A 21,146-nucleotide genomic window follows, 5' to 3' on the forward strand; every position below is an offset into this window, starting at 1 on the left:
TGGCGTCTCTTGTGAGCAGTGGAGCGTCTTTGACGCTGATGAGAGAGAGGCATATGAAGGCAGTAATTCTGGCTGGAGGACTGGGCACTCGCATTAGCGAGGAGTCGCATCTCAAGCCCAAGCCGATGATTGAGATTGGTGGCAAGCCAATCATCTGGCACATCATGAAAATCTACTCTCACTACGGCATCAACGACTTCGTGGTCTGCCTGGGCTACAAGGGTTACGTCATCAAGGAGTATTTCGCCAACTACTTCCTGCACATGTCGGACGTGACGTTCGACATGGCCAAGAACAGCATGCACATCCATCAGGGCAAGGCCGAACCTTGGCGTGTCACCCTGGTGGATACCGGCGAGGTTACGGGTACTGGCGGTCGTCTCAAGCGCGTGCGCGAATATCTGGGCGACGAGACGTTCTGCTTCACCTATGGCGACGGCGTTTCCGACGTCAACATCCGCGAGCTGATCGAGTTCCATCAACAGCACGGCAAACTGGCTACGGTCACCACCGTCCAGCCACCCGGCCGTTTTGGCGCGATGGAGCTCGAAGGTGCATGCGTCAGGGGATTCCAGGAAAAGCCCCAGGGCGATGGTGGCTGGATCAATGGCGGCTTTTTCGTGCTCGAGCCTGCTGCGCTCGATGGCATTGAAGACGACACCACCACCTGGGAATACGAGCCAATGCGCAACCTCGCGCGACAGGGGCAGTTGATGAGTCATCTGCACCGTGGTTTCTGGCAGCCGATGGATACGTTGCGCGACCGCGTCTTCCTTGAGGAACGCTGGAACAGCGGCCAGGCCGAATGGAAACTCTGGACTTGAACGCATTCTGGATGGGTAAAAAGGTCTTCCTGACCGGCCATACGGGCTTCAAGGGTGGCTGGTTGGCACTGTGGCTGCGTCAGTTGGGGGCCGAGGTCCGCGGCTTTGCGTTGCCCGCTGAAACCACGCCCGCTTTATGGTCCGTCGCAGGCGTGGATGCGCTGATCCCCGGTGATCTGGCGGACATCTGCGACGGCGCCGCGCTGTCCTCGGTACTTGGGGCATTCCAGCCGGACGTGGTCATGCATCTCGCTGCGCAACCCCTGGTTCGCGAGGCCTATCGCAATCCCGTCCAGACTTATGCCACCAACGTCATGGGCACGGTCAATCTGCTCGAAGCCGTTCGTCATTGCCCAAGCGTACGGGCGGTGGTCGTGGTCACCACTGATAAATGCTACGAAAACCGCGAGTGGGTCTTGCCCTATCGTGAATACGACGCCTTGGGCGGCTTCGACCCCTACAGCAACAGCAAGGCGTGCGTTGAATTGCTATGTGCCTCTTATCGCAATTCGTTCCTGCAGGATGCCGGCATCGCGCTGGCGACGGCTCGGGCCGGCAATGTCATCGGCGGTGGTGACTGGTCGCCGGAGCGGCTGGTGCCGGATATTTTTCGCGCCTGGCAGAACGATGAGGAAGTGGTGCTGCGTTATCCACAGGCAACTCGTCCCTGGCAACACGCCCTTGAGCCGCTGATGGGTTACCTGATGCTGGCCAGGGCGCTGGTGGAGGACGCTGAGCGTCACGTCGGCGCCTGGAACTTCGGTCCGCAGAGCGACAACGTCGCCACGGTCGAAACCATCGTCGGCCTGCTCGCCGGGCAATGGCCGACGCCGGTGCGCTGGACAGTCGATCCATTGGCTCAACCCCACGAGGCCGGTTTGCTGGCACTCGATTCCAGCAAGGCACGCGAAGAGCTCGGCTGGATGCCGCGCTGGTCCCTCGCGACCAGTCTCGAGCGCACGCTGGCCTGGCACCTGGCCTGGCAGAACGGCCAGGACATGCACTCCTTTACCCGCAAGCAGATCGCGGACTACCAAGGCGATACCCATGAGTGAAAGTACTACGCAACTGCGCCAACAAATTGTCGAGCTGGTGGGGCGCTATGCGCAGTCGGCGCTCGCTCCGCAGGTGTTCGTGGCCGGGCAGAGCAGTGTGCCGCCGGCCGGTAAGGTCATTGGCGCCGCGGAATTGCAATCGATGACCGAGGCGGTGCTGGATGGTTGGTTGACCACCGGCCGGTTCAACGAGGCTTTCGAAAAACGCCTGGCCCAATACCTGGGGCGTCGTTGCGTGTTGACCACCAATTCGGGCTCATCGGCCAACCTGCTGGCGTTTTCCGCCTTGACCTCCCCGCGCCTGGGGGATCGCGCGATCAAGCCCGGCGATGAAGTGATTGGTGTCGCCGCCGGCTTCCCGACCACCGTTAATCCGATCCTGCAGTTTGGCGCGGTACCGGTGTTTGTCGATGTCGAACTGGGTACGTACAACATCGATCCGGCCAAGATTGAAGCGGCCATCGGACCGAAGACCAAGGCCATCATGCTCGCTCATACCTTGGGCAACCCCTATGACCTGGGTGTGGTGCGGGCGCTGTGCGACAAATACAAACTGTGGCTGATCGAAGACTGCTGCGATGCCCTGGGCTCGACCTATAAGGGCCGCATGGTCGGTACCTTCGGCGACATCGGTACCTTGAGCTTCTACCCGGCGCACCACATCACCATGGGCGAGGGCGGCGCGGTGTTCACCGACAGCCCGTTGCTCAAGCGCATCATGGAATCTTTCCGCGACTGGGGCCGTGATTGCTATTGCGAGCCCGGCCAGGACAACACCTGCAAGCAGCGCTTCTGCAAGCAGATGGGCGAGCTGCCGGAAGGCTATGACCACAAGTACACCTATTCGCACCTGGGTTATAACCTGAAGATCACTGACATGCAGGCCGCCTGTGCCTTGGCGCAGATGGACCGTGTGGAGGATTTCACGGCTGCGCGCAAGCGTAACTTCCGCTGGCTCAGCGAGCGGTTGGCCAATTGCAGCGACTTCCTCATCCTGCCCGAGGCGACCCCGGACAGTGACCCTTCGTGGTTCGGCTTCCCTGTGACTCTGCGCGACGGCTGCGGCATCAAGCGCGTCGAGCTGTTGCGCTATCTGGACAGCCAGAACGTCGGCACGCGGTTGTTGTTCGCCGGCAACCTGGTGCGCCAGCCTTACATGCTGGGCCGTAACTTCCGCATCAGCGGCGAGTTGACGGTGACCGACAAAATCATGAACGACACCTTCTGGATCGGCGTCTGGCCGGGACTGGGCGAGGAGCATCTGGGTCATGCGGCCCGCTGCCTGGAACATTTCTTCGGGCTGGATCGCTGATGCGTGCCTACGTCCTGTGTGGTGGTTTCGGCACTCGCCTGAGTGCCGTGCTCCAGGGTTCGCAGAAAGCCGTGGTGGATATCCACGGCCGGCCGTTCCTAGCGTTGGTGCTGGCGGAGCTGAAGCAGGCCGGCATGACCCAGGCCGTATTGTGCGCGCACTACCGGGCCGATCAATTGGCCGAACTGCTGCCGTCCCTGATGGCCGAAACCGGCCTGGATCTGCAGATAGTGGTCGAGGAACAGCCCATGGGCACCGGCGGGGCCATTCTGCATGCCTTGCGGCAGATGCCACCCGAAGGGCGCTTCCTGGTGCTCAATGCCGACACCTGGCTCGACCGTCGGGCCTATCGGTTGGCCATGACCGCCCCCGGCAATGTGCTGGTGGGTGTTGAGGTCGACGACCGCTCTCGCTACGGCAGCCTGGAATGTGCCGAAGATCTGCAACTGCTGGCGCTCAAGGAAAAGGGCTTGTCCGGACCGGGTGTGGTCAATGCCGGCGTCTATGCATTCACGGCCGACGCCTTGCAACACTGCGTCGTCCAGCCCTGCTCGATGGAACAGGACATCCTGCCGATGCTGATTCGGCGCCGCTCGCTCAAGGTCTGCGCCTATAGCGGACCCTTCATCGATATCGGAACGCCCGACGCCTTGAGTGCCTTCAAGTCGGGATTCGAGGAGGCCATCCAGCCATGAACCAACTGGCCAGAACACAAACCGTCTACATGAACCAGACCATTCTCGACGCCGTAGAGTGCATCGAGACAGGCGATCTGCAAATCGTCTTCGTGGTCAACGAGCATTGGCACCTGGAAGGCGTATTGACCAACGGTGACCTGCGTCGTTATCTGCTCCAGGGCGGTGAAACGAGCGTGCCAGTCACCGAGTGCATGAACACCGCATACCGTTCGGTCAAGGTCGGTGCTTCGCGCGAAGAAATGCTCAAGATCTTCGACCTGAGCTACAACGCGATTCCGGTGGTGGACGAGGCCGGTTGCCTGGTGGACGTCGTCACCCCGGCACGACTGGCCGCCAACCAGGAAGTGCCGGTGCTGGCCCGGGCAAGGGCGCCAGTGCGGATGAGTTTCAGCGGTGGCGGTTCGGACCTGACCTATTATTTCGTGGAAAATCCGGCGGCGGTGCTCAGTTGCACCGTCGGGCTGTACTCCCATGCCACGTTGATTCCGCGGACCGACAGCGTGATTCGGATCTTCTCCGAGGACCTGGGAACCCGCGAATCCTATGATTCCCTGGATGAGTTGCTGGAGCATGCCGACAAGGGCCTGCTGGCAACCATCGTGTCGGTGATCCAACCCAACTATGGGCTGGACCTGTACATGCGTTCCGATTTTCCGGTGGGCTCGGGCCTGGGCGGCTCGTCGGCGGTCGCCACGGCGGTGATCGCAGCGTTCAACGAGTTGCGTCGCGATCGTTGGACCACCTATGAAGTGGCAGAACTGGCATTCCAGGCCGAGCGCCTGTGCTTCGGCATCGCCGGTGGCTGGCAGGACCAGTACGCTTCGGCGTTCGGTGGCTTCAACCTGATCGAGTTTCGCGAGGGGCGCAACCTGGTTCACCCGATCCGTCTCGAGGATTCGATCTGCAACGAGCTGGAAGAGTGCCTGGTACTCTGCGATACCCGTATTTCCCATGACTCCGGCAAGCTCCATGTGCAACAGCGCGCGGAAATGAGCAGCAAGAGTGAGCAAAGCCTGCTGCTGACCGAAAGCGTGTCGCTGTGCCGGCGCATGCACCACCACCTGATTCGTGGCGAGCTGCACGATTTCGGCCGCTGCCTGCATGAAGGCTGGATGCTCAAGAAACAATTCTCCCAGGCGGTCAGCGACAGTGTGCTTGACCAGATCTACGAGTGCGCCGTGGACGCGGGCTCCCTGGGCGGCAAGTTGCTCGGAGCCGGTGGCGGCGGTTTCTTCCTGTTCTTCGTACAACCCCAGCACCGCCAGGCCGTGACCGAGAAGGTCAGAGCGCTTGGCTGCCGAACCACCGATTTCCGTTTTGAATCCAACGGTGTCACTTCCTGGCGGACCAAAATTCAATGAGCAAGCCGATCTTCAGCATCGATGGCGTGACCATCGGTGAGCAACATACATTTGTCATCGCGGAAGTGGGCAACAACCACAACGGCTCGGTGGAACTGGCCCGGCAACTGGTGGACGCGTCCATCGAGGCGGGGGCCGACTGCGTGAAGTTCCAGCTGCGTAATCGCGAGGCGCTGTACCGTACCAAGGCCGACGGCTCCCGGGCCGAAGACCTGGGCGTGGAATATATCCAGGACCTGCTGGATAAAGTCGAGCTGAGTGTGGATGAGCACCGACTGATCCGCGAGTACTGCGCGCAGAAGGGCATCAGCTACATCTGCACGCCCTGGGACGAGCCGAGTGTCGATGTGCTGGCCGGCTTTGACGTTCCGGCGCTGAAAATCGCCTCCGCCGACCTGTGCAACCCGTACCTGATCGCCAAAGCCGCTTCGCTGGGCAAACCGTTGGTCCTGTCCACCGGCATGTCGCTGGAACACGAGATTATTCGGGCCATCGAACAACTCAAGGGCCTGGGTGTTCCTTTCGCGCTGCTGCACTGCAACAGTACCTACCCGGCTCCGGAAACCGATATCCAGCTCGGTTACCTGGCGCGTTTGCGCCAGTTGCATGACCTGGTGGGGTATTCGGGCCATGAGCGTGGCACGGCCATCAGCATCGCCGCAGTGGCATTGGGCGCCAAGCTGATCGAGCGTCACATCACCCTGGATCGTAGTATGGAAGGACCTGACCATCTGGCGAGCCTTGAACCCGAAGAGTTTCGGCAACTGGTAGAGGGTATCCGCCAAGTCGAGAAAGCCCTGCCGTGGACCGGGCCGGGGCGCCATGCCAGCCAGGGGGAATTGCTCAATCGTGAGAACCTGGGCAAGAGCGTGATTGCGGTCCGGGCTATCGAACCTGGCGAAACGTTCTCCCAAGACATGCTGCGCGTTGCGAGTCCCGGCCAGGGCCTGCCGCCGTATCGGTTGGCTGATCTGCTGGGTAAGCCGGCCGGACGCGCCATTGCCCAGGGCGATTTCCTGTTCGACAGTGACCTGGTCGCACAGCAGGAGGTTCGCCGTGAATACGCCATGCCGATTCTCTGGGGCGTGCCGGTGCGTTACCACGACTTCCTGCAATACGACCAGTGGATCAAACCTGACCTGTTCGAATTCCATCTGTCCTACCGCGACCTGAGCGTGGCGCCACAGGCCTACCTGCGTACCGTCGAATGCTCGCGTCTGGTGGTGCACGCGCCTGAGCTGTTCGAGAACAGCGAACTGCTGGACCTGGCGGCGGACGACCTGGACTACCGCCAGCGCTCCATCGTCAACCTGCAACGGGTGGTGGATGCGACGTTGCAGATCGCCGAGTTCTTCCCCAAGGCCGATTCGTTGCTGATCGTGGCAAACGTCGGCGGCTTCTCGGCCGACGAACCTTTCCCCCTCAGCCACCGGGCCGAACTGTATCGGCGTTTCCGTGAGTCCTGCGCCCAGATCGACTTCGGTCGCACCGAGTTGATCCCGCAGAACATGGCACCGTTCCCTTGGCATTTCGGCGGGCAACGTCACCAGAACATTTTCATGATGCCCCAGGAGCTGGCCGAACAGGCCAAGGCGATGAACATGCGTCTGTGCCTGGATCTCTCGCACCTGCAAATGGCCTGCTTCCATTTCGGCCTCGACTTCCAGGCTGCCCTGGCCCTGCTGCTGCCGCATTCGGCGCACCTGCACGTGGCCGATGCCAAGGGCAGCAACGGCGAAGGCGTGCTCATGGGCACCGGGGACGTGGACTGGCCGGCGACCTGGGCGCAGCTCAAGCAGTATCCGCAGCTGAGTTTTATTCCCGAAGTGTGGCAGGGCCACAAGGATCATGGTGCCGGGTTCTGGTCGGCGCTTGAGTTTCTGAACGAATTGAATTGAGCCGAGCGCTCGGCGAATTGGGGTTTTGAGAGATGAGTACCAAAATGCGTGTAGCTGACTACATCATGAACCGACTGGCGGAACTGGGCATCAAGCAGGTGTACTTCCTGCCAGGTGGCGGCGCCATGCATTTGAACGACGCCTTGGGACGTCATCCCGACCTCGAGCCGATCCTGTGCCTGCATGAACAAGCGGCCGGCATTGCTGCCGAAGCGGCCGGTAAGCTCACCGGCGGGCCAAGTGCTTGCATGACCACCTGCGGGCCGGGCGCCACCAACGCCGTGACGGCGACCCTGGGCGCCTGGCTTGATTCCACTCCGGTGTTCTTTATTTCCGGGCAGGTGAAGACGGCTGACCTCAAGGCAGGGACCGGCTTGCGGATGCTCGGCGTGCAAGAGGCCGACATCGTCTCCATCGTGTCGTCGATCACCAAGAAAGCGGTGACCCTGACCGATCCGCTGGCGGTCGCCGAGGTATTCGATGAGTTGGAGCATGCCGCTCTGACCGGACGTCGTGGCCCGGTGTGGCTGGACGTACCGCTGGATGTCCAAGCGGTGCAGATCGATCCAACGCAGCTGCGCCGTGCCCAGTTGCCGCCGGTGGCCGCAGCCGTCGATGTCAGCGAGTCGGTAAACCGCACCCTGGAATTGCTCAAGGCCGCCAAGCGTCCGGGCATTATTGCCGGTAGCGGTATTCGCATGGCCGGTGCTGTCGAAGCTTTCAATGCACTGATGGAATCGGCGGGCGTCCCCGTCATGCCGACGTGGCTGTCCATGGACCTGATCGAAGACGAGCATCCGCTGTTTGGCGGTCGCCCAGGTTCGATCGCGCCGCGTTGGGCCAACTTCACCCTGCAGAATTGTGACCTGCTGATTGTGTTGGGCTCACGCCTGGACATGGCGCTCACGGCCTACAACCATGCGCATTTCGCACCGTATGCCAAGAAAGTCGTGGTCGACATCGATCCGGCGGAAATCGCCAAGCTGCAGATGCCGGTCGAGGTCAAGGTCGTGGCTGACGTCAAGCCGTTCATCGAAGGCCTCGCTACGGCGGTCAAGGCCGCCGGGCTGCCTGATTACTCCGCCTGGCGGGCGCAGATCGCTGCCTGGCGCAAGCGTTATCCACTGCTGCAACCTGAGCACGCCGACGACAGCGAAGGCGTGAGCATGTATCACTTCACCGATCGCCTGTCGGACCTGTTGAGCGAGGGCGATGTGATTGCCCCCGGCAGCTCCGGGTTCGCGTCCGAATTGTTCCTGCTCAACCTGCGCCTGAAAAAGGATCAGCGCTGCTTCCACAACCGCGGCACCGGCTCGATGGGCTTCGGCGTGCCGTCGGCCATCGGTGCTTGCCTGGCATCCGGACGTAAGCAGACGATCTGTGTCGAAGGTGACGGCGGCGTGCAACTGAACATCCAGGAGCTGGCCACCCTGGCCGCGCAGAACCTGCCGATCAAGTGCTTTGTGATCAACAACCAGGGCTACGCCTCGATCCGCACCTCACAGAACATGCACTTCAAATTGCTGGTAGGGGCCGACGACACCAGTGGCCTGAAGCTCCCTGATTTGCAGCAATTGTCCGCAGCCTATGGCGTCGGCTATGCCCGCATCGAGGCCCACGAGGGACTGGATGCAGCGCTGACCGATGTACTTGAGCGCAGCGGCCCGGTGATCTGCGAAGTGCTGGTGCAAATCGAAGAGGCACGGGTGCCGCGGGTCATGACCCGTATCAATGAACAGGGCAAACCGGAAACCGGCGCGTTGGAAGATCTCTATCCGTTCCTGCCGCGTGACGAATTCCACGCACAGATGGCAATCTCGGAGCGCAACTGACATGGCCTGGTTGAAGAGAAAACTGACCGGCCTGAGCTACCGCTATTTGCGCGGTACGGTTTCCTGGGCACATGCCAAGTCGCCGGAAATCCGCCATGAGCGGCTGTTGCCGTATTCGAGCTATGCGCCGTGGTGCGGGGACAAATCCTTCGAGCAAGCGCTGACGCTCGTCCAGCAAAACACGCTGGTGGATAAGTACCGGTTGTATGAGCTGTGGTCGCTGGCCCGCCAACTGGACAGTGTCGAAGGTGATTTTCTTGAGGTCGGTGTGTGGCGCGGCGGTTCTGGTTGCCTGTTGGCAATGGCCAGTCATCGGCCGGGACGCAAGGTGTTCCTGGCCGACACGTTCACCGGCGTGGTCAAGGCCGGCAACCTGGATACCCGTTACGAGGGCGGGGAGCACAGCGACACGAATATCCAATTGGTGGAAGCACTGGCTGCGCGTTGTGGCGTAACTGACCGGGTTCATCTGCTTGAGGGCATGTTCCCGGAGCACAACGCCGAATACGTCGGTTCTCGGCTGGCCTTTTTGCACATCGATGTGGATGTCTATGAGTCCGCGCGAAGCGTGCTGGAGTGGGCGCTGCCGCGTCTGGTTGTCGGCGCGGTTGTCGTGTTCGATGACTATGATTTCTTTGGCTGCGAAGGCGTCACGAGGCTGGTCAACGAGTTCACTACCGCGAACCAGGATTTCCGCTTCCTCCACAATCTCAACGGCCATGCGGTATTGGTACGGGTCGCCTCGGGAGGCAGTCATGTTTGAGGGGCAGACCTTCGAGCACGTGCTGATCTACGGCGCGCGATTGGCCGGCCAGCGGGTTCGTGATTATCTGGCCGGAGAGGGTGTTGGGATCAGTGGGTTTCTGGATCGTGACACTTCACTCCAGGAAGTGGATGGGATTGGCGTTGCCACCGCCTCGGATTGGGCGTCACGGCACGATCCTGCAGGTGCTTGCGTCATCATCGGCCTGTTCAATAACTATGTGGATGTCGGCGAAGTCGTAACCCAATTGCAACACTTGGGCTACGGACGCGTGGTCAGCCTCGTGGAGTTCGTTCGTCACTATCCCAGGGAGCAGCCCTTCCGATACTGGCTGGTAGAACCGAGTTACTATCAAGCCCATGCCGATCGCATCGCCCGCATGCGTGAACAACTGGCGGACGAGGCCAGTCGCGAACTGCTGGATTGCATCGTTGAATTCAGGACGACCGGTGATTACTTGCGCCTGCCTGCACCAACGCCTCGGCAGTACTTCCCGGAAGATTTACCGAGCTGGCCCCAGCCCTTGCGCTTCATTGACTGTGGTGCCTACACCGGCGACACAGTGGAAGAGATGCGGGCAGCCGGCCTGAAGTTCGAAGCGGTGGCGACCTTCGAGCCCAACCTTGAAAACTACGCCGTACTCGTCAAGAACCTGAGCGATCTCAACGCGGTGAATTTTCCGTGTGGCGTTTCTGATGGCAATCGGCAGGTTGGTTTTGACGGTGCTTTGGGCGCGGGAGGTCATCTTGTCGAATCGGGGGGCGAAACAGTGACCTGCGTTCGATTGGATGACGCATTGCCCGGATTCGCTCCGACCTTGATCAAAATGGATATCGAAGGTGAAGAGCCTACGGCGTTGACGGGGGCCCTGCACTTGCTTCACCAACATTGTCCTTCTCTGGCCATCAGTATTTATCACCGTGCCGAACATCTCTGGAGCATTTTCGAACAGGTGAACGGATACGGTCTGGGTTATCGCTTTTATCTGCGCTGCCATGCCCATAGCTCGTTTGACACGGTGCTATACGCGGTAGCGCCCAATGGCTTTGAACGCTGCAACGGGGTAGCGACGCATGCGTGATCATGAGAATGCAGATTTGCTGCAAGGTGACGAGTTGATCGAGGGACACGGCTATCAATGTGCTCTTGCGCTCAATGGAAAATCTTCGGTCCTGAAGTTCCGCTTCGATTCGCAGGCGAGTATCGCCGTCAATCAGGAAGTGGTGTTGCGATCGCGTCAGCACCTCGACGTGTTGAAACGACTTGGCACCTATCCGGCGATGGCCCGATTGTTGTCCATGGACTCGTTGGATATCTCCTATGAGGGATTGGAAAGACAGCTTGATGCGCCTGTTTATATTTTCGGCGCCCATCAGGTGGGCGTGCTGTTGGCACGCCTGTTTGCCAGCAAGGGCGGCCGCGTCCAGGCGTTCTTCGACAATGATGCCAACAAACATGACACAGTGCTCGACGGCATCAAGGTCCAGGCCTTTGATCCGTCCAGCATCCCTGGCAACGCGCTCATCGTTCTGGGAAGCGGCCGCTACAGTGCGGTTATCCAACGTGATCTGGAAGCCCGGGGTTGGAGTAACTTCATGACCATGCAGCAGTTCCTTGCTGCGATGGATGCGCCCTATATCACCGAGACAAGTTTCCGCCACTACAGGTCGAAAGTGATCGATGAACGGCTGGCGTTCATTTCGGCGTTCCTATGCCTCGACGATGAACGCTCGCGCGAAGTCTTCGATGGTCTGATAACCATGCGCCTTGATCTCGCCCATGCCGACGCGAAGATTCGTTCGGACTTCGCGGATGAATACCTGGAGCCGGCATTCATCGACGCTGGCGATCTTCGGCATTATGTCGATGCCGGAGCGTATAACGGCGATACGTTGGGCAAGATCGAATCACGTTTCGGTCCTGTGCAAAGTGCCTATCTTTTTGAGCCGGAGCAACTGGCCTTTCTGGAGTGCCAGGAAAAGTTTGGTGGGCGCTCCGAAGTGGTTGTGCTTCGGGCCGCCATGACCGAAGTGGCGTGTGAGCTGTCAGCTCCAGTGTCCAATAGTTGTGATGTGCTCGGAGCATTGTCTTCCGGGCAGTCGCCGACCGCACCTGCCCATGTGCCCGGCATCCCACTGGATGACACCGTGTCCGGTGATGTGACCCTGATCAAGCTCGATATCGAAGGTAATGAGCAGGGAGCCCTTCGTGGTGCCCGCCAAGTCATACAGCGCGCGCGTCCGAAGTTATGTGTATGCGCTTATCACCGCGGTGATGACTTGTGGAAGTTGATCGATACCGTTCTTGCCATTCGCGGCGACTACAAAGTCGGTGTGCGTCATTACTCGGATATCGTCGACGACACCACGCTGTATTTTTATTGATGCTCCCGCCCGCGAGGTGAACCTCGCGATTGATGACAAAGAATTTTTAAGGGATGTACGTCCATGAGTTTTAATCCCACTCTTGCTGATCGCTTGGAGTACTGGAACGGCTTCTATAGCCGCCAGGATAAAACGGTACCGCAATTGCCTTCCCAGTTTTCAGTGTTCTCGGCGGGTGAGTTCATTGGCGTGGACGCAGTCGTTGAGTTCGGTTGCGGTAACGGGCGTGATAGTGAGTTTTTCGCGCTCAATGGCTTCAAGGTATTGGCCTTCGATGCCTCTTCGGAAGCCATTGCCTTATGCCGGCAGCGTACAAAAAGCCCAGAGGTTCAATATTTATTGAGCCATGCCGAAGGCAGTGCGGAACATCTGCAGGATTTTCTGAAAGGCAAGCATCGTGTCGCAGTCTATGCACGTTTCTTTTTGCATGCGATCGACGCTGAAGTAGAAAGATCATTCTTTGACATGCTGGAAAATTCGCTGCCGCCAGGCAGTCTGGTGTTCTTGGAGTACAGAACCAAGGAAGATGAAAGTGGCGCGAAAAGGTTTGGTCAACACTACCGTCGCTACATCGATCACGACGCACTGATCGACACCTTGCAGGGGGCGGGTTTTTCCATTGCCTACCAGATACAAGGTCGCGGCTTTGCAAAATACCGCGATGAGGACGCCCTGGTCGGACGTTGTGTCGCGGTAAAGGGGTGAATCATGGTGCCTGAACAGCTAAAAGAAAAACGTTTGGTTCTGTTTGGCGCCGGGCGAGTCGCGCGACTAATGTTTGCGCGGTTTCCAGAGTTGAAGGTAGTTGCATTCGCCGACAACGACCCACTCAAGGAAGGAACCTTCGTCGGCCCGGTGCCGGTCGTCCTGCCGTCCGCCTTGCATAGCCTGGATTATGATCTGGTCGTGATCAGCACTGGTTGGTGGGAAAGTATTACCGCTCAACTCCAGGAACTGGGTGTTCCAGCGGAAAAAATCATCATTCCCCCGAAAAACATGCTGGCAGTCAATAGTGGGGCCAAGCCGTTTTCCCACGACTTCACCAAGGCGCTTGCCGTAGAGGCCATTCAACGAGTCGGTGAGCTTGCAAAGACGTTCAGCCTCCCCATTCTGTTGGATTTCGGCACGCTTCTGGGGGCGACACGCGACGGCGACCTGATTCCGTGGGATGACGACATCGATTTTTCCATCAATGACGACGAATTTCCCCTGCTGCTGGATCATCTGCCGGATCTCAAGTCTCTTCTTCCGCATCGAGAGGGTGTTTGCATAGAGATCATCGTTCTCAAGTCAGGAGATTTCGTTACGGGCGTATCCGTGACTTTCGAAAACGCGGCGGACAGTGACCTTATCGTGCCGTTTGAACTGGGTTTCATGCGGCGCATTTTTGAAGACGGGAAATCCGTGACCAAATCTTCCGGTCCTGAGTTTATTGCCCCGGAGGTTCATTTCCGCTCGGCAGATACTACCTGCTTCCTGGATAGGCAGTTCCTTACTCCACATGACGTTCCTGGCTACCTGACATACGTTTACGGCAACTGGCAGGCGCCGAAACGTGATGTCACCCTGGCTGACTATCCGATGCAGGAGCCTGACTACCGCGAGACTTCGAGGTCGGTTTTCTGAATGCGTGCTTCCCTCCCTCCCAGGGCATTCAGAATGCCCGACGGTCTGTCATCGGTTCTGGCCGGTTTGAGCCTACGGAATGAACTGGCTGGAGCCCATCTTCTGTTAACCGGGGGGACGGGGTTCTTTGGCCGCTGGCTGTTGGCATTGTTGCGCTATCTCAATGGCCAGGGTGCCGCAATCACGGTGACGATCACCTCGCGTGATCCGTCGCGCTTTCTGACAGCGAATCCCGAATATCGCGAATGCACCTGGATCAGTTGGTTCACGGGCGATATCCGTGATCTCGTCGACCTTCCCGGACGTGTACCGGACCTGATTCTGCATGCTGCCGCGGATACCTCTGCTACGGCCAACGCGCATCCACTGGAACTGTTCAACACCCTCGTCGATGGTGCTCGACGGGTCTTCGATCTTGCCGCGCGCAATTCCTCCTCGCGAGTGCTGCTAACCGGCTCGGGTGCCCAGTATGGAAGCCTGTCTTCTGCTGTAGGAGTCTGTGAGTCGTACAGCGGGGCCTGTGCAAGCAATGTGGCTGCCAGTGCCTATGCCGAAGGTAAACGGGCACAGGAAACGCTGGGCGCACTGTATGCGCAATGCTATGGGATCAAAGTGGTGATGGCTCGCTGCTTCGCTTTTGCTGGGCCAGGGTTACCGCTGGACGGACATTTCGCCATCGGCAACTTTGTTCGCGACGCGCTGTACGAAGAAGAAATTGTGCTCAATTCCAATGGTCAGGCCGTACGCAGCTACCTGCACGGTGCTGATCTTGCAGCCTGGCTGCTGACCCTGCTTGTACGTGGAGAGCCAGGCGTTGCCTACAACGTGGGCTCCGACGAAGCGATCAGCATTGCGGACCTTGCCAAGCGAGTAGTGGCGCGTATAGCGCCGCACAAGCCGGTGACAATATTGGGGCGTTCCGAAGGCGGAGGACGCTCGTTCTACGTCCCCGACATCGGTCGCGCCAGAGGGCTTGGCCTGGATGTCTGGACGTCCTTGGACGCCTCCATAGACAGCATGGCGAACTGGGCTCGGGGTGTGGAACGATGAATCGACATCCGGTGCCCGCTAACGAGTTTGCTATCTCACTCTATTCAACGAGACATTAATCTTGATGCGCAAATTGTTCTCCCGGCGGCCGCAACCCTATTACATTTACGCGCCGAATTATCGCCGCAGTTCCGCTGGCATTCGTGTAATGCACATGTTGTGCGATGCGCTCAAGCGTTCTGGCTACGAAGCCTATGTCGCGGCCCGGGTATTCAATCCGAACCTGATGACGCCTCACCTGAGCAGCGACGTCATTGCGTTGCACAAGTCTCAAGGCCTGGAACCTATTGCGGTATATCCGGAAATCGTCGATGGCAATCCACTCGGGGCAGGGGTCGTAGTACGTTACCTCCTCAACCAGCCAGGCTATTTGGGCGGCAGCGGCATCTATGATGAGGGGGACCTACGGTTCGCCTATTCGCGAGGACTGCTGCAACCTGGTATGCCGGAGGAAAATATTCTCCATCTGCCACCTATCGACCTAAGTATTTTTTGCCCTCCAGCCGACCCAGCCAAACGGATTCCCGGGAAGGTCTGTTACTACCAGGGGAGGGCGGCGCAGGCAAAAATCGATCCTGAATTGCTGCCGCCGGATGCGACGGAGATCACACCGGAATTCCCTGATTCCTGGGAAGGATTGGCGGACCTGTTTCAACAGTGTGAATATTTTTATCTTGCCGAGCGCTCGGGGCTGGCAGCCGAAGCGGCTCTTTGCGGGTGCATCAGTATCGTTTTGCCGGGACAGTATGCGCAGGCCCAACTGTCTGAATTCGAGAATAAGAACTATGGAACGGCTTGGGGAAATACCCCGGAGGCCATCGAGCGAGCCCGGCAGACGCTGCCATTGTTGCGCCAGACTCAGCTTGAGCATCAGGCGAAATTCTGGTCTGCGCTTGACCATTTTATCGACGTGACTCAACAAGCAGGACGCGCCTGGCAAGCACAGAGCAAGGGCGGCGAAGGTGGTCGTTGGCTGGCTTCCCGCGTATTGAGCGATGTGCAGAAAAAGGTGCTCGAGGCCAGTTTGAGCGGCAAAGTCATGCCGTCATTCGACTTATTGGTACTTGATGACGGGGGAGCGCTGGATGAGTTGAATCGCACGCTCGACAGCATTAAGGCGCTTGATGATGTCTACGCCTCGATTCGCGTGACCGTGCTGACGCCTGACGTAACCAGGGTCGATTCGCGAACCAATCTTGAAGCGTTCCGGATTGCGCCGGGGGCTCAGGGCGTGGAACTCATCAATCAACGGCTTTGCGAGTCGAGTGCCGAATGGTTCATGGTACTCAAAACCGGGGACGAATTGAGCGCCAGTGGCTTCTTGACCGCCACTCTGGACCTGATCGATGCTCCTGCGGTACGGGCAGTCTATGCCGACGAAGTCATGCGCCAGGCGAACGGGAATCTGGACTTGATGCTGCGTCCGGATTTCAATCTCGATCTGCTGCTCAGCTTGCCTGCCACCATGGCTGGGCATTGGCTATTCAGTCGTGATGTCTGGCAAGGCATGGGCGGCTTCATGATTGATTGGCCGGAGGCCTTCGAGCTGGAGTTCATTCTTCGCCTGATCGAAACGGCCGGGCTAGAAGGGTTGGGGCATATCAGTGAACCCTTGGTGATCAGCGACCTTTTGACGTTGCAGGATAGTCCCCAAGAGCGGGCAGTTATTGAACAGCACCTGCACACTCGGGGTTTCCCGATGGCAACGGTCGATTCGCAAATGGCGGGCTGTTATGCGCTGGACTATAACCATGCAGGTATACCGGCAGTCAGTATTCTAATCGTGATCGATGGTCAACTGCCCCACGTACAACGCTGTCTCGATAGCCTGTTGGGACAGACACTGCACAGTCGCTACGAACTGTTGTTGCTGGACCGGGGTAATGAAGAACCGACCCTGTGCGACTGGTTGTCAGGTATTGAACAGTTGGGGGCCGATCATATCCGGGTCCTGCGGTTCTCATCCCATGCGTCGGCCGAAGCCATTCGCAACCTGGGCGCCACCGAAGCGAGAGGCGACGTCCTTTTGTTTCTCGACTGTGCCACTGCTGCCATTGAACAGGAATGGCTGCAACAGTTACTCAACCATGCCATGCGTCCTGAAGTGGGATGTGTCGGAGCGAAGTTGATTGATGCAGACGGTAAGCTACGGCATGCCGGGTTGGTATTGGGCATGGCTGGGGCCGTGGGCAGGCCGTTGCTGGGGCAAAGCGCCGACACTGCAGGTTATATGCTGCGCGGCCAGGTGGATCAGAACTATAGCGCCGTGAGCGGCCAGTGCCTGATGCTGCGCCAGGAGTTGTTCCTGGCTCTAGGAGGTTTCGATGAAGAGCTCGCGCCATGGGCGGATGTGGATCTTTGTCTGAAAGCCCAGCAAGCCGGCTATCTAAACGTGTGGACGCCGCGAGCGCAGTTGTTGATAAGCGAGGTTGAAAGCCCTGAAGCCTCGCCGGAGCAACGATACCGCTTATATGAGCGGTGGTTGCCCCAGCTGGCTCGGGATCCCGCTTATAACACCAATTTTTCCCTTGCTGCCGGTGCGGCGTTCAACCTAGCGGATTCGAAGTTGTCATGGCGTCCCCTGGCGGCTTGCAAGGCTTTGCCGACGGTCTTGGCTCATCCCCATACACAAGGTGACAATAGTGGGCGTCGGGTCATTCAGACCTTCAACGCGCTGCGTGACGCCGGATTGATTGACGGTCGTTTGTCGCCCACTTTGTTTTCGGCAGTGGAGCTGGAGCGCTACGCGGCGGATGCAATCGTGCTCGCACAGCCGGTCAGCGATAGCGTCTTGGAAACGATGCAGCACATGAGGGCGTTTTCCCGGGCATTCAAGGTCTACGATCTGAGTGAATTCCCATCTTCCGAACAGGCGCTTGTAACGTTGAGCCAAGGTCTGTCCTGTATGGATAGGTTGGTGGTGAACAGTGAAGCAATGGCGCAGACCTTCGAAAGGCTTCATCCCGATATCCGGGTCCGCGGCCCTCATCTTTCGCCGGAAGACTGGGGCAGCGTGGATAGCAAGCGTCGGTACGCGGAGCGGCCTCGAGTCGGTTGGGCGGGTGGCGTGGGAGATGCCGGCGAGCTTGATATGCTTGCCAACGTAATCAAGGACCTCGCCAACGAAGTGCAATGGGTGGTTTTCGGTCCTTGCCCGGATCATCTGCGTCCCTTCGTCCATGAGTGCCATGGCAATGCCGACATCGCCTCCTATCCTAAGAAGTTGGCGTCACTGAACCTGGATCTGGCATTGGCGCCTTTGGATGATGGACCATCCAGTCGCTACAAGACCCCTCTACGGTTGTTGGAGTATGGCGCTTGTGGCTATCCGGTCATCTGCAGCGATCTTGAGGCGTACCGCATCGATTTACCGGTCATGCGCGTGACCAATACCTATCAGGCGTGGATGGATGGAATCCGGGCTTTTTTGAATGATCTTGACGCTGCGGCACAGGTAGGAGATGCCCTGCGTGAACGTGTGGGCCGTAGCTGGACGCTTGCAGGCTCCGTATTGTTGGCTTTGCGGGATATCTGGCTGCCTGATTGAATGTGAAAACATGAAATTATTGCGTGACTATCCCAGGGTAAAATCGTTTTCGAACGGAAAACGGCGTGACGCATAGGTCATAAAGTGCATCTTCAATGTATTGTGTTCCCCGGACTGAAGGCGCGTTCAGCTCATCGAATGTCGTGTTCAGCTCCGCGGTTCAATCGTTATGACGCACCCCCGCCGCGTTTTGGGGTACATATTCAGTAGCTATTTATGATCGGGAAGCCATGATGATTGGCATAAAAAGCATAGCGAGTTACGTGCCGACCGCTGGTGTGGATAACTACGCTCAGGGTGCCAAGTTCGAGAAGGATGAAGAATTCATCCTAGGAAAGATCGGTTCGGCGTTCCTGCCGCGCAAAAGCGCCGACCAGGAAACCTCGGATCTGTGTGTTGAAGCGGTGAATGCGTTGTTTGCCAGCAATCCCGAACTCAAGCGCGAATCGATCGATGCGCTGATCGTCGTCACTCAGAACGGTGACGAGGAAGGGTTGCCTCATACCGCCGCCATCGTGCAGGACAAGCTGGGCCTGCCGACCCATGTCGCGGCGTTCGACATCTCCCTGGGTTGCTCGGGGTATGTGTACGGCATTTATGCCTTGAAAGGCTTCATGGAGGCGGCAGGGCTGAAGAATGGCCTACTGGTGACGGCTGATCCCTATTCGAAGATCGTCGACCCGGAAGATCGCAACACCACCATGTTGTTTGGTGATGCCGCCACTGCAACCTGGATGGGCGAGAGGGCAATCTGGCAATTGGGCAAGGCCAAGTTCGGCACTGACGGTTCCGGTGCGCCGCACCTGAAGGTCAGTGATGGTGTGTTTTTCATGAACGGACGCCAGGTGTTCAACTTTGCCTTGTTGAAAGTGCCGGCCCACTTGCACGAATTGCTGAGCGAATCGTCACTGCAGCCCGATGACATCGACGCGTTCTGCATCCACCAGGGCAGCGCGGCGATTGTCGATGCCGTGGCGCGACGTTTTGAAGACAAACCTGAGAAATTCATCAAGGACATGGTGGAGACCGGAAATACTGTGTCCTCGAGTATTCCTCTACTGCTGGAAAAACATGCCCTGGATGCCAGCTGGAAGCGTGTGGCTATCAGCGGTTTCGGTGTTGGCCTGTCGTGGGGCTCAGCGATTCTCTATCGCGACTGAATTACCTGAGATGTGATGTGGGAGCGGGCTTGCCCGCGAAGGCGTTGGTACATTCAGCACATATACAAGCTGATCCACCGCTTTCGTGAGCAAGCCCGCTCCCACTTTTTTTGCCTGAAATTTACCAGCGCAGATTTCAGGCGCCATTTTTTGGGCCTTTTCCCTGGGCTAAGCCCTTGTTTTTCAAGGGGTGGCCACCTGCTAGTAAATTTTTTGAAAAAAGCCCTCAAGCAAGTTCCCAAGCCGACGATAACTATTACGAAGGTTCTCTAGGCCAACCCGGCGGTTGCCAAGGCCGGAAGCCGCAGTACCCAACCAACGAGGAATTCGTCATGGCTTTAACAGTAAACACCAACGTCACATCCTTGGGCGTACAGAAGAACCTGAACAAGGCTTCCGATGCGCTGTCCACCTCGATGACCCGTCTGTCTTCCGGCCTGAAAATCAACAGCGCCAAAGACGACGCCGCCGGCCTGCAGATCGCTACCCGCATCAACTCGCAGATCCGTGGTCAGACCATGGCGATCAAAAACGCCAACGACGGTATCTCCATCGCTCAGACCGCTGAAGGCGCGATGCAGGAACAAACCAACATCCTGCAACGTATGCGTGAACTGGCCGTCCAGTCCCGCAACGACAGCAACAGCTCGACTGACCGTGACGCTCTGAACAAAGAGTTCACCCAGATGAGCGCCGAGCTGACTCGTATCGCCAACAGCACCAACCTGAACGGCAAGAACCTGCTCGACGGTACCGCCAGCACCATGACCTTCCAGGTCGGCTCCAACACTGGCACCTCGAACCAGATCACCTTGACCCTGAGCGCCAGCTTCGACGCTGACACCCTGGGCGTCGGTTCGGCAATCACCATCGCCGGTTCGACCAGTGCCATTGCTGAAACCAACTTCTCGGCTGCTGTTGTTGCAATCGACGCTGCACTGGCAACGATCAACTCCTCGCGTGCTGACCTCGGTGCTGCACAAAACCGTTTCACCAGCACCATCGCCAACTTGAACAACATCAACGAAAACGCCAGTGCTGCACTGGGTCGTGTACAAGACACCGACTTCGCTGCTGAAACTGCCCAGCTGACCAAGCAGCAGACTCTGCAACAGGCTTCCACTTCGGTTCTGGCCCAGGCCAACCAACTGCCATCCGCTGTACTGAAGCTGCTTCAGTAATAGCCGGATGAGTTTTAGCGGGGGAGTGCGCTTGCGTACTCTCTCGCTTTTTCCGTTCAAGAGGTGATGGACATGGATATGAGCGTGAAGCTGAACTTGTCTTATCCAGCGGCGAAGCCGGCACCCACCGTGGTCGACAAGCCAGTGGAGAAGCCTCGAACCGACGCGTTGGTTGTGGCGCCGGTAAAGGAAGCCCCTAAAGACGCTGCTGCCGAGCAGGAAAAACTCAAGAAAGCTGTCCAGGAGATCGAGAAGTTCGTTCAATCGGTCAAGCGCAACCTGGAGTTTTCCATTGATGAGCCTTCAGGCAAAGTAGTAGTCAAAGTGATTGCCAGCGATTCAGGTGAAGTGATTCGCCAGATCCCGAACGAAGAAGTTCTGAAACTGGCCAACAGTTTGAATGATGCAAACAGCCTGTTGTTCAGCGCAGAAGCCTGACAACTGGCACGAATTTT

The 21,146-nt window shown here is 58.3% G+C and carries 17 protein-coding genes; all 17 read left to right on the forward strand.

Annotated elements, in window-relative coordinates; genetic code table 11:
- Nucleotides 1–53: 53 nt before the first annotated feature.
- The 17 genes from rfbF (at nucleotide 54) to FBX99_RS09830 (ending at nucleotide 21,129) form a co-directional block, all read left to right on the forward strand.
- Nucleotides 54–824: a glucose-1-phosphate cytidylyltransferase gene (gene rfbF, locus FBX99_RS09745; RefSeq protein WP_041023364.1), complete on the forward strand. Its 771-nt coding sequence runs from the start codon at nucleotides 54–56 to the stop codon at nucleotides 822–824.
- On the forward strand, nucleotides 806–1,879 hold the full coding sequence (gene rfbG / locus FBX99_RS09750) for a CDP-glucose 4,6-dehydratase (protein ID WP_145131344.1): 1,074 nt from the start codon (nucleotides 806–808) through the stop codon (nucleotides 1,877–1,879). The genes rfbF and rfbG overlap by 19 nt, the downstream gene beginning before the upstream one ends.
- Nucleotides 1,872–3,191 (forward strand): lipopolysaccharide biosynthesis protein RfbH, encoded by a 1,320-nt coding sequence (gene rfbH / locus FBX99_RS09755; RefSeq protein WP_041023366.1) that lies wholly within the window; start codon nucleotides 1,872–1,874, stop codon nucleotides 3,189–3,191. Before rfbG ends, rfbH begins: the two co-directional genes overlap by 8 nt.
- Entirely contained in the window at nucleotides 3,191–3,886 is a 696-nt protein-coding gene (locus FBX99_RS09760) for a sugar phosphate nucleotidyltransferase (RefSeq protein WP_144928292.1), read from the forward strand. Before rfbH ends, FBX99_RS09760 begins: the two co-directional genes overlap by 1 nt.
- Nucleotides 3,883–5,250, forward strand: coding sequence for a CBS domain-containing protein (locus tag FBX99_RS09765; protein WP_145131346.1), 1,368 nt, complete (start codon nucleotides 3,883–3,885; stop codon nucleotides 5,248–5,250). The genes FBX99_RS09760 and FBX99_RS09765 overlap by 4 nt, the downstream gene beginning before the upstream one ends.
- Complete coding sequence (locus FBX99_RS09770) at nucleotides 5,247–7,148, forward strand: N-acetylneuraminate synthase family protein (RefSeq protein WP_145131348.1); 1,902 nt, start codon at nucleotides 5,247–5,249, stop codon at nucleotides 7,146–7,148. The genes FBX99_RS09765 and FBX99_RS09770 overlap by 4 nt, the downstream gene beginning before the upstream one ends.
- A 44-nt stretch (nucleotides 7,149–7,192) precedes the next feature.
- Nucleotides 7,193–8,980, forward strand: coding sequence for a thiamine pyrophosphate-binding protein (locus FBX99_RS09775; protein ID WP_145131350.1), 1,788 nt, complete (start codon nucleotides 7,193–7,195; stop codon nucleotides 8,978–8,980).
- 1 nt (nucleotide 8,981) lies between these two features.
- Nucleotides 8,982–9,743: a TylF/MycF/NovP-related O-methyltransferase gene (locus FBX99_RS09780; protein WP_145131352.1), complete on the forward strand. Its 762-nt coding sequence runs from the start codon at nucleotides 8,982–8,984 to the stop codon at nucleotides 9,741–9,743.
- Nucleotides 9,736–10,824: an FkbM family methyltransferase gene (locus FBX99_RS09785; protein WP_145131354.1), complete on the forward strand. Its 1,089-nt coding sequence runs from the start codon at nucleotides 9,736–9,738 to the stop codon at nucleotides 10,822–10,824. Before FBX99_RS09780 ends, FBX99_RS09785 begins: the two co-directional genes overlap by 8 nt.
- On the forward strand, nucleotides 10,817–12,127 hold the full coding sequence (locus FBX99_RS09790) for an FkbM family methyltransferase (protein ID WP_145131355.1): 1,311 nt from the start codon (nucleotides 10,817–10,819) through the stop codon (nucleotides 12,125–12,127). The genes FBX99_RS09785 and FBX99_RS09790 overlap by 8 nt, the downstream gene beginning before the upstream one ends.
- A gap of 63 nt (nucleotides 12,128–12,190) precedes the next feature.
- Complete coding sequence (locus FBX99_RS09795; RefSeq protein ID WP_145131358.1) at nucleotides 12,191–12,832, forward strand: bifunctional 2-polyprenyl-6-hydroxyphenol methylase/3-demethylubiquinol 3-O-methyltransferase UbiG; 642 nt, start codon at nucleotides 12,191–12,193, stop codon at nucleotides 12,830–12,832.
- Nucleotides 12,833–12,835: 3 nt separating this feature from the next.
- Nucleotides 12,836–13,753 (forward strand): nucleoside-diphosphate sugar epimerase/dehydratase, encoded by a 918-nt coding sequence (locus FBX99_RS09800; protein ID WP_218570867.1) that lies wholly within the window; start codon nucleotides 12,836–12,838, stop codon nucleotides 13,751–13,753.
- Nucleotides 13,754–13,786: 33 nt separating this feature from the next.
- Nucleotides 13,787–14,803 (forward strand): NAD(P)-dependent oxidoreductase, encoded by a 1,017-nt coding sequence (locus FBX99_RS09805; RefSeq protein ID WP_145131360.1) that lies wholly within the window; start codon nucleotides 13,787–13,789, stop codon nucleotides 14,801–14,803.
- Nucleotides 14,804–14,867: 64 nt separating this feature from the next.
- Entirely contained in the window at nucleotides 14,868–18,350 is a 3,483-nt protein-coding gene (locus FBX99_RS09810) for a glycosyltransferase (RefSeq protein ID WP_256664041.1), read from the forward strand.
- 233 nt (nucleotides 18,351–18,583) lie between these two features.
- Entirely contained in the window at nucleotides 18,584–19,510 is a 927-nt protein-coding gene (locus tag FBX99_RS09815; protein WP_178111886.1) for a ketoacyl-ACP synthase III, read from the forward strand.
- Between the two features lie 332 nt (nucleotides 19,511–19,842).
- Entirely contained in the window at nucleotides 19,843–20,691 is an 849-nt protein-coding gene (locus FBX99_RS09825; protein WP_144928270.1) for a flagellin domain-containing protein, read from the forward strand.
- 72 nt (nucleotides 20,692–20,763) lie between these two features.
- The gene (locus FBX99_RS09830; RefSeq protein WP_145131366.1) at nucleotides 20,764–21,129 is read left to right on the forward strand and encodes a flagellar protein FlaG; all 366 of its coding nucleotides are present in this window, start codon (nucleotides 20,764–20,766) and stop codon (nucleotides 21,127–21,129) included.
- Nucleotides 21,130–21,146: the final 17 nt, after the last annotated feature.

It is taken from the genome of Pseudomonas sp. SJZ074 (genome assembly GCF_007828215.1).
Lineage (GTDB): Bacteria > Pseudomonadota > Gammaproteobacteria > Pseudomonadales > Pseudomonadaceae > Aquipseudomonas.

Coding starts and splice junctions, on each gene's coding strand:
- FBX99_RS09765 (WP_145131346.1), top strand. CDS start 3,883: ATGAACCAACTGGCCAGAACACAAACCGTCTACATGAACCAGACCATT.
- FBX99_RS09810 (WP_256664041.1), top strand. CDS start 14,868: ATGCGCAAATTGTTCTCCCGGCGGCCGCAACCCTATTACATTTACGCG.
- rfbG (WP_145131344.1), top strand. CDS start 806: ATGGAAACTCTGGACTTGAACGCATTCTGGATGGGTAAAAAGGTCTTC.
- FBX99_RS09780 (WP_145131352.1), top strand. CDS start 8,982: ATGGCCTGGTTGAAGAGAAAACTGACCGGCCTGAGCTACCGCTATTTG.
- FBX99_RS09825 (WP_144928270.1), top strand. CDS start 19,843: ATGGCTTTAACAGTAAACACCAACGTCACATCCTTGGGCGTACAGAAG.
- FBX99_RS09760 (WP_144928292.1), top strand. CDS start 3,191: ATGCGTGCCTACGTCCTGTGTGGTGGTTTCGGCACTCGCCTGAGTGCC.
- FBX99_RS09790 (WP_145131355.1), top strand. CDS start 10,817: ATGCGTGATCATGAGAATGCAGATTTGCTGCAAGGTGACGAGTTGATC.
- FBX99_RS09785 (WP_145131354.1), top strand. CDS start 9,736: ATGTTTGAGGGGCAGACCTTCGAGCACGTGCTGATCTACGGCGCGCGA.
- rfbH (WP_041023366.1), top strand. CDS start 1,872: ATGAGTGAAAGTACTACGCAACTGCGCCAACAAATTGTCGAGCTGGTG.
- FBX99_RS09830 (WP_145131366.1), top strand. CDS start 20,764: ATGGATATGAGCGTGAAGCTGAACTTGTCTTATCCAGCGGCGAAGCCG.
- FBX99_RS09815 (WP_178111886.1), top strand. CDS start 18,584: ATGATTGGCATAAAAAGCATAGCGAGTTACGTGCCGACCGCTGGTGTG.
- rfbF (WP_041023364.1), top strand. CDS start 54: ATGAAGGCAGTAATTCTGGCTGGAGGACTGGGCACTCGCATTAGCGAG.
- FBX99_RS09775 (WP_145131350.1), top strand. CDS start 7,193: ATGCGTGTAGCTGACTACATCATGAACCGACTGGCGGAACTGGGCATC.
- FBX99_RS09770 (WP_145131348.1), top strand. CDS start 5,247: ATGAGCAAGCCGATCTTCAGCATCGATGGCGTGACCATCGGTGAGCAA.
- FBX99_RS09805 (WP_145131360.1), top strand. CDS start 13,787: ATGCCCGACGGTCTGTCATCGGTTCTGGCCGGTTTGAGCCTACGGAAT.
- FBX99_RS09795 (WP_145131358.1), top strand. CDS start 12,191: ATGAGTTTTAATCCCACTCTTGCTGATCGCTTGGAGTACTGGAACGGC.
- FBX99_RS09800 (WP_218570867.1), top strand. CDS start 12,836: ATGGTGCCTGAACAGCTAAAAGAAAAACGTTTGGTTCTGTTTGGCGCC.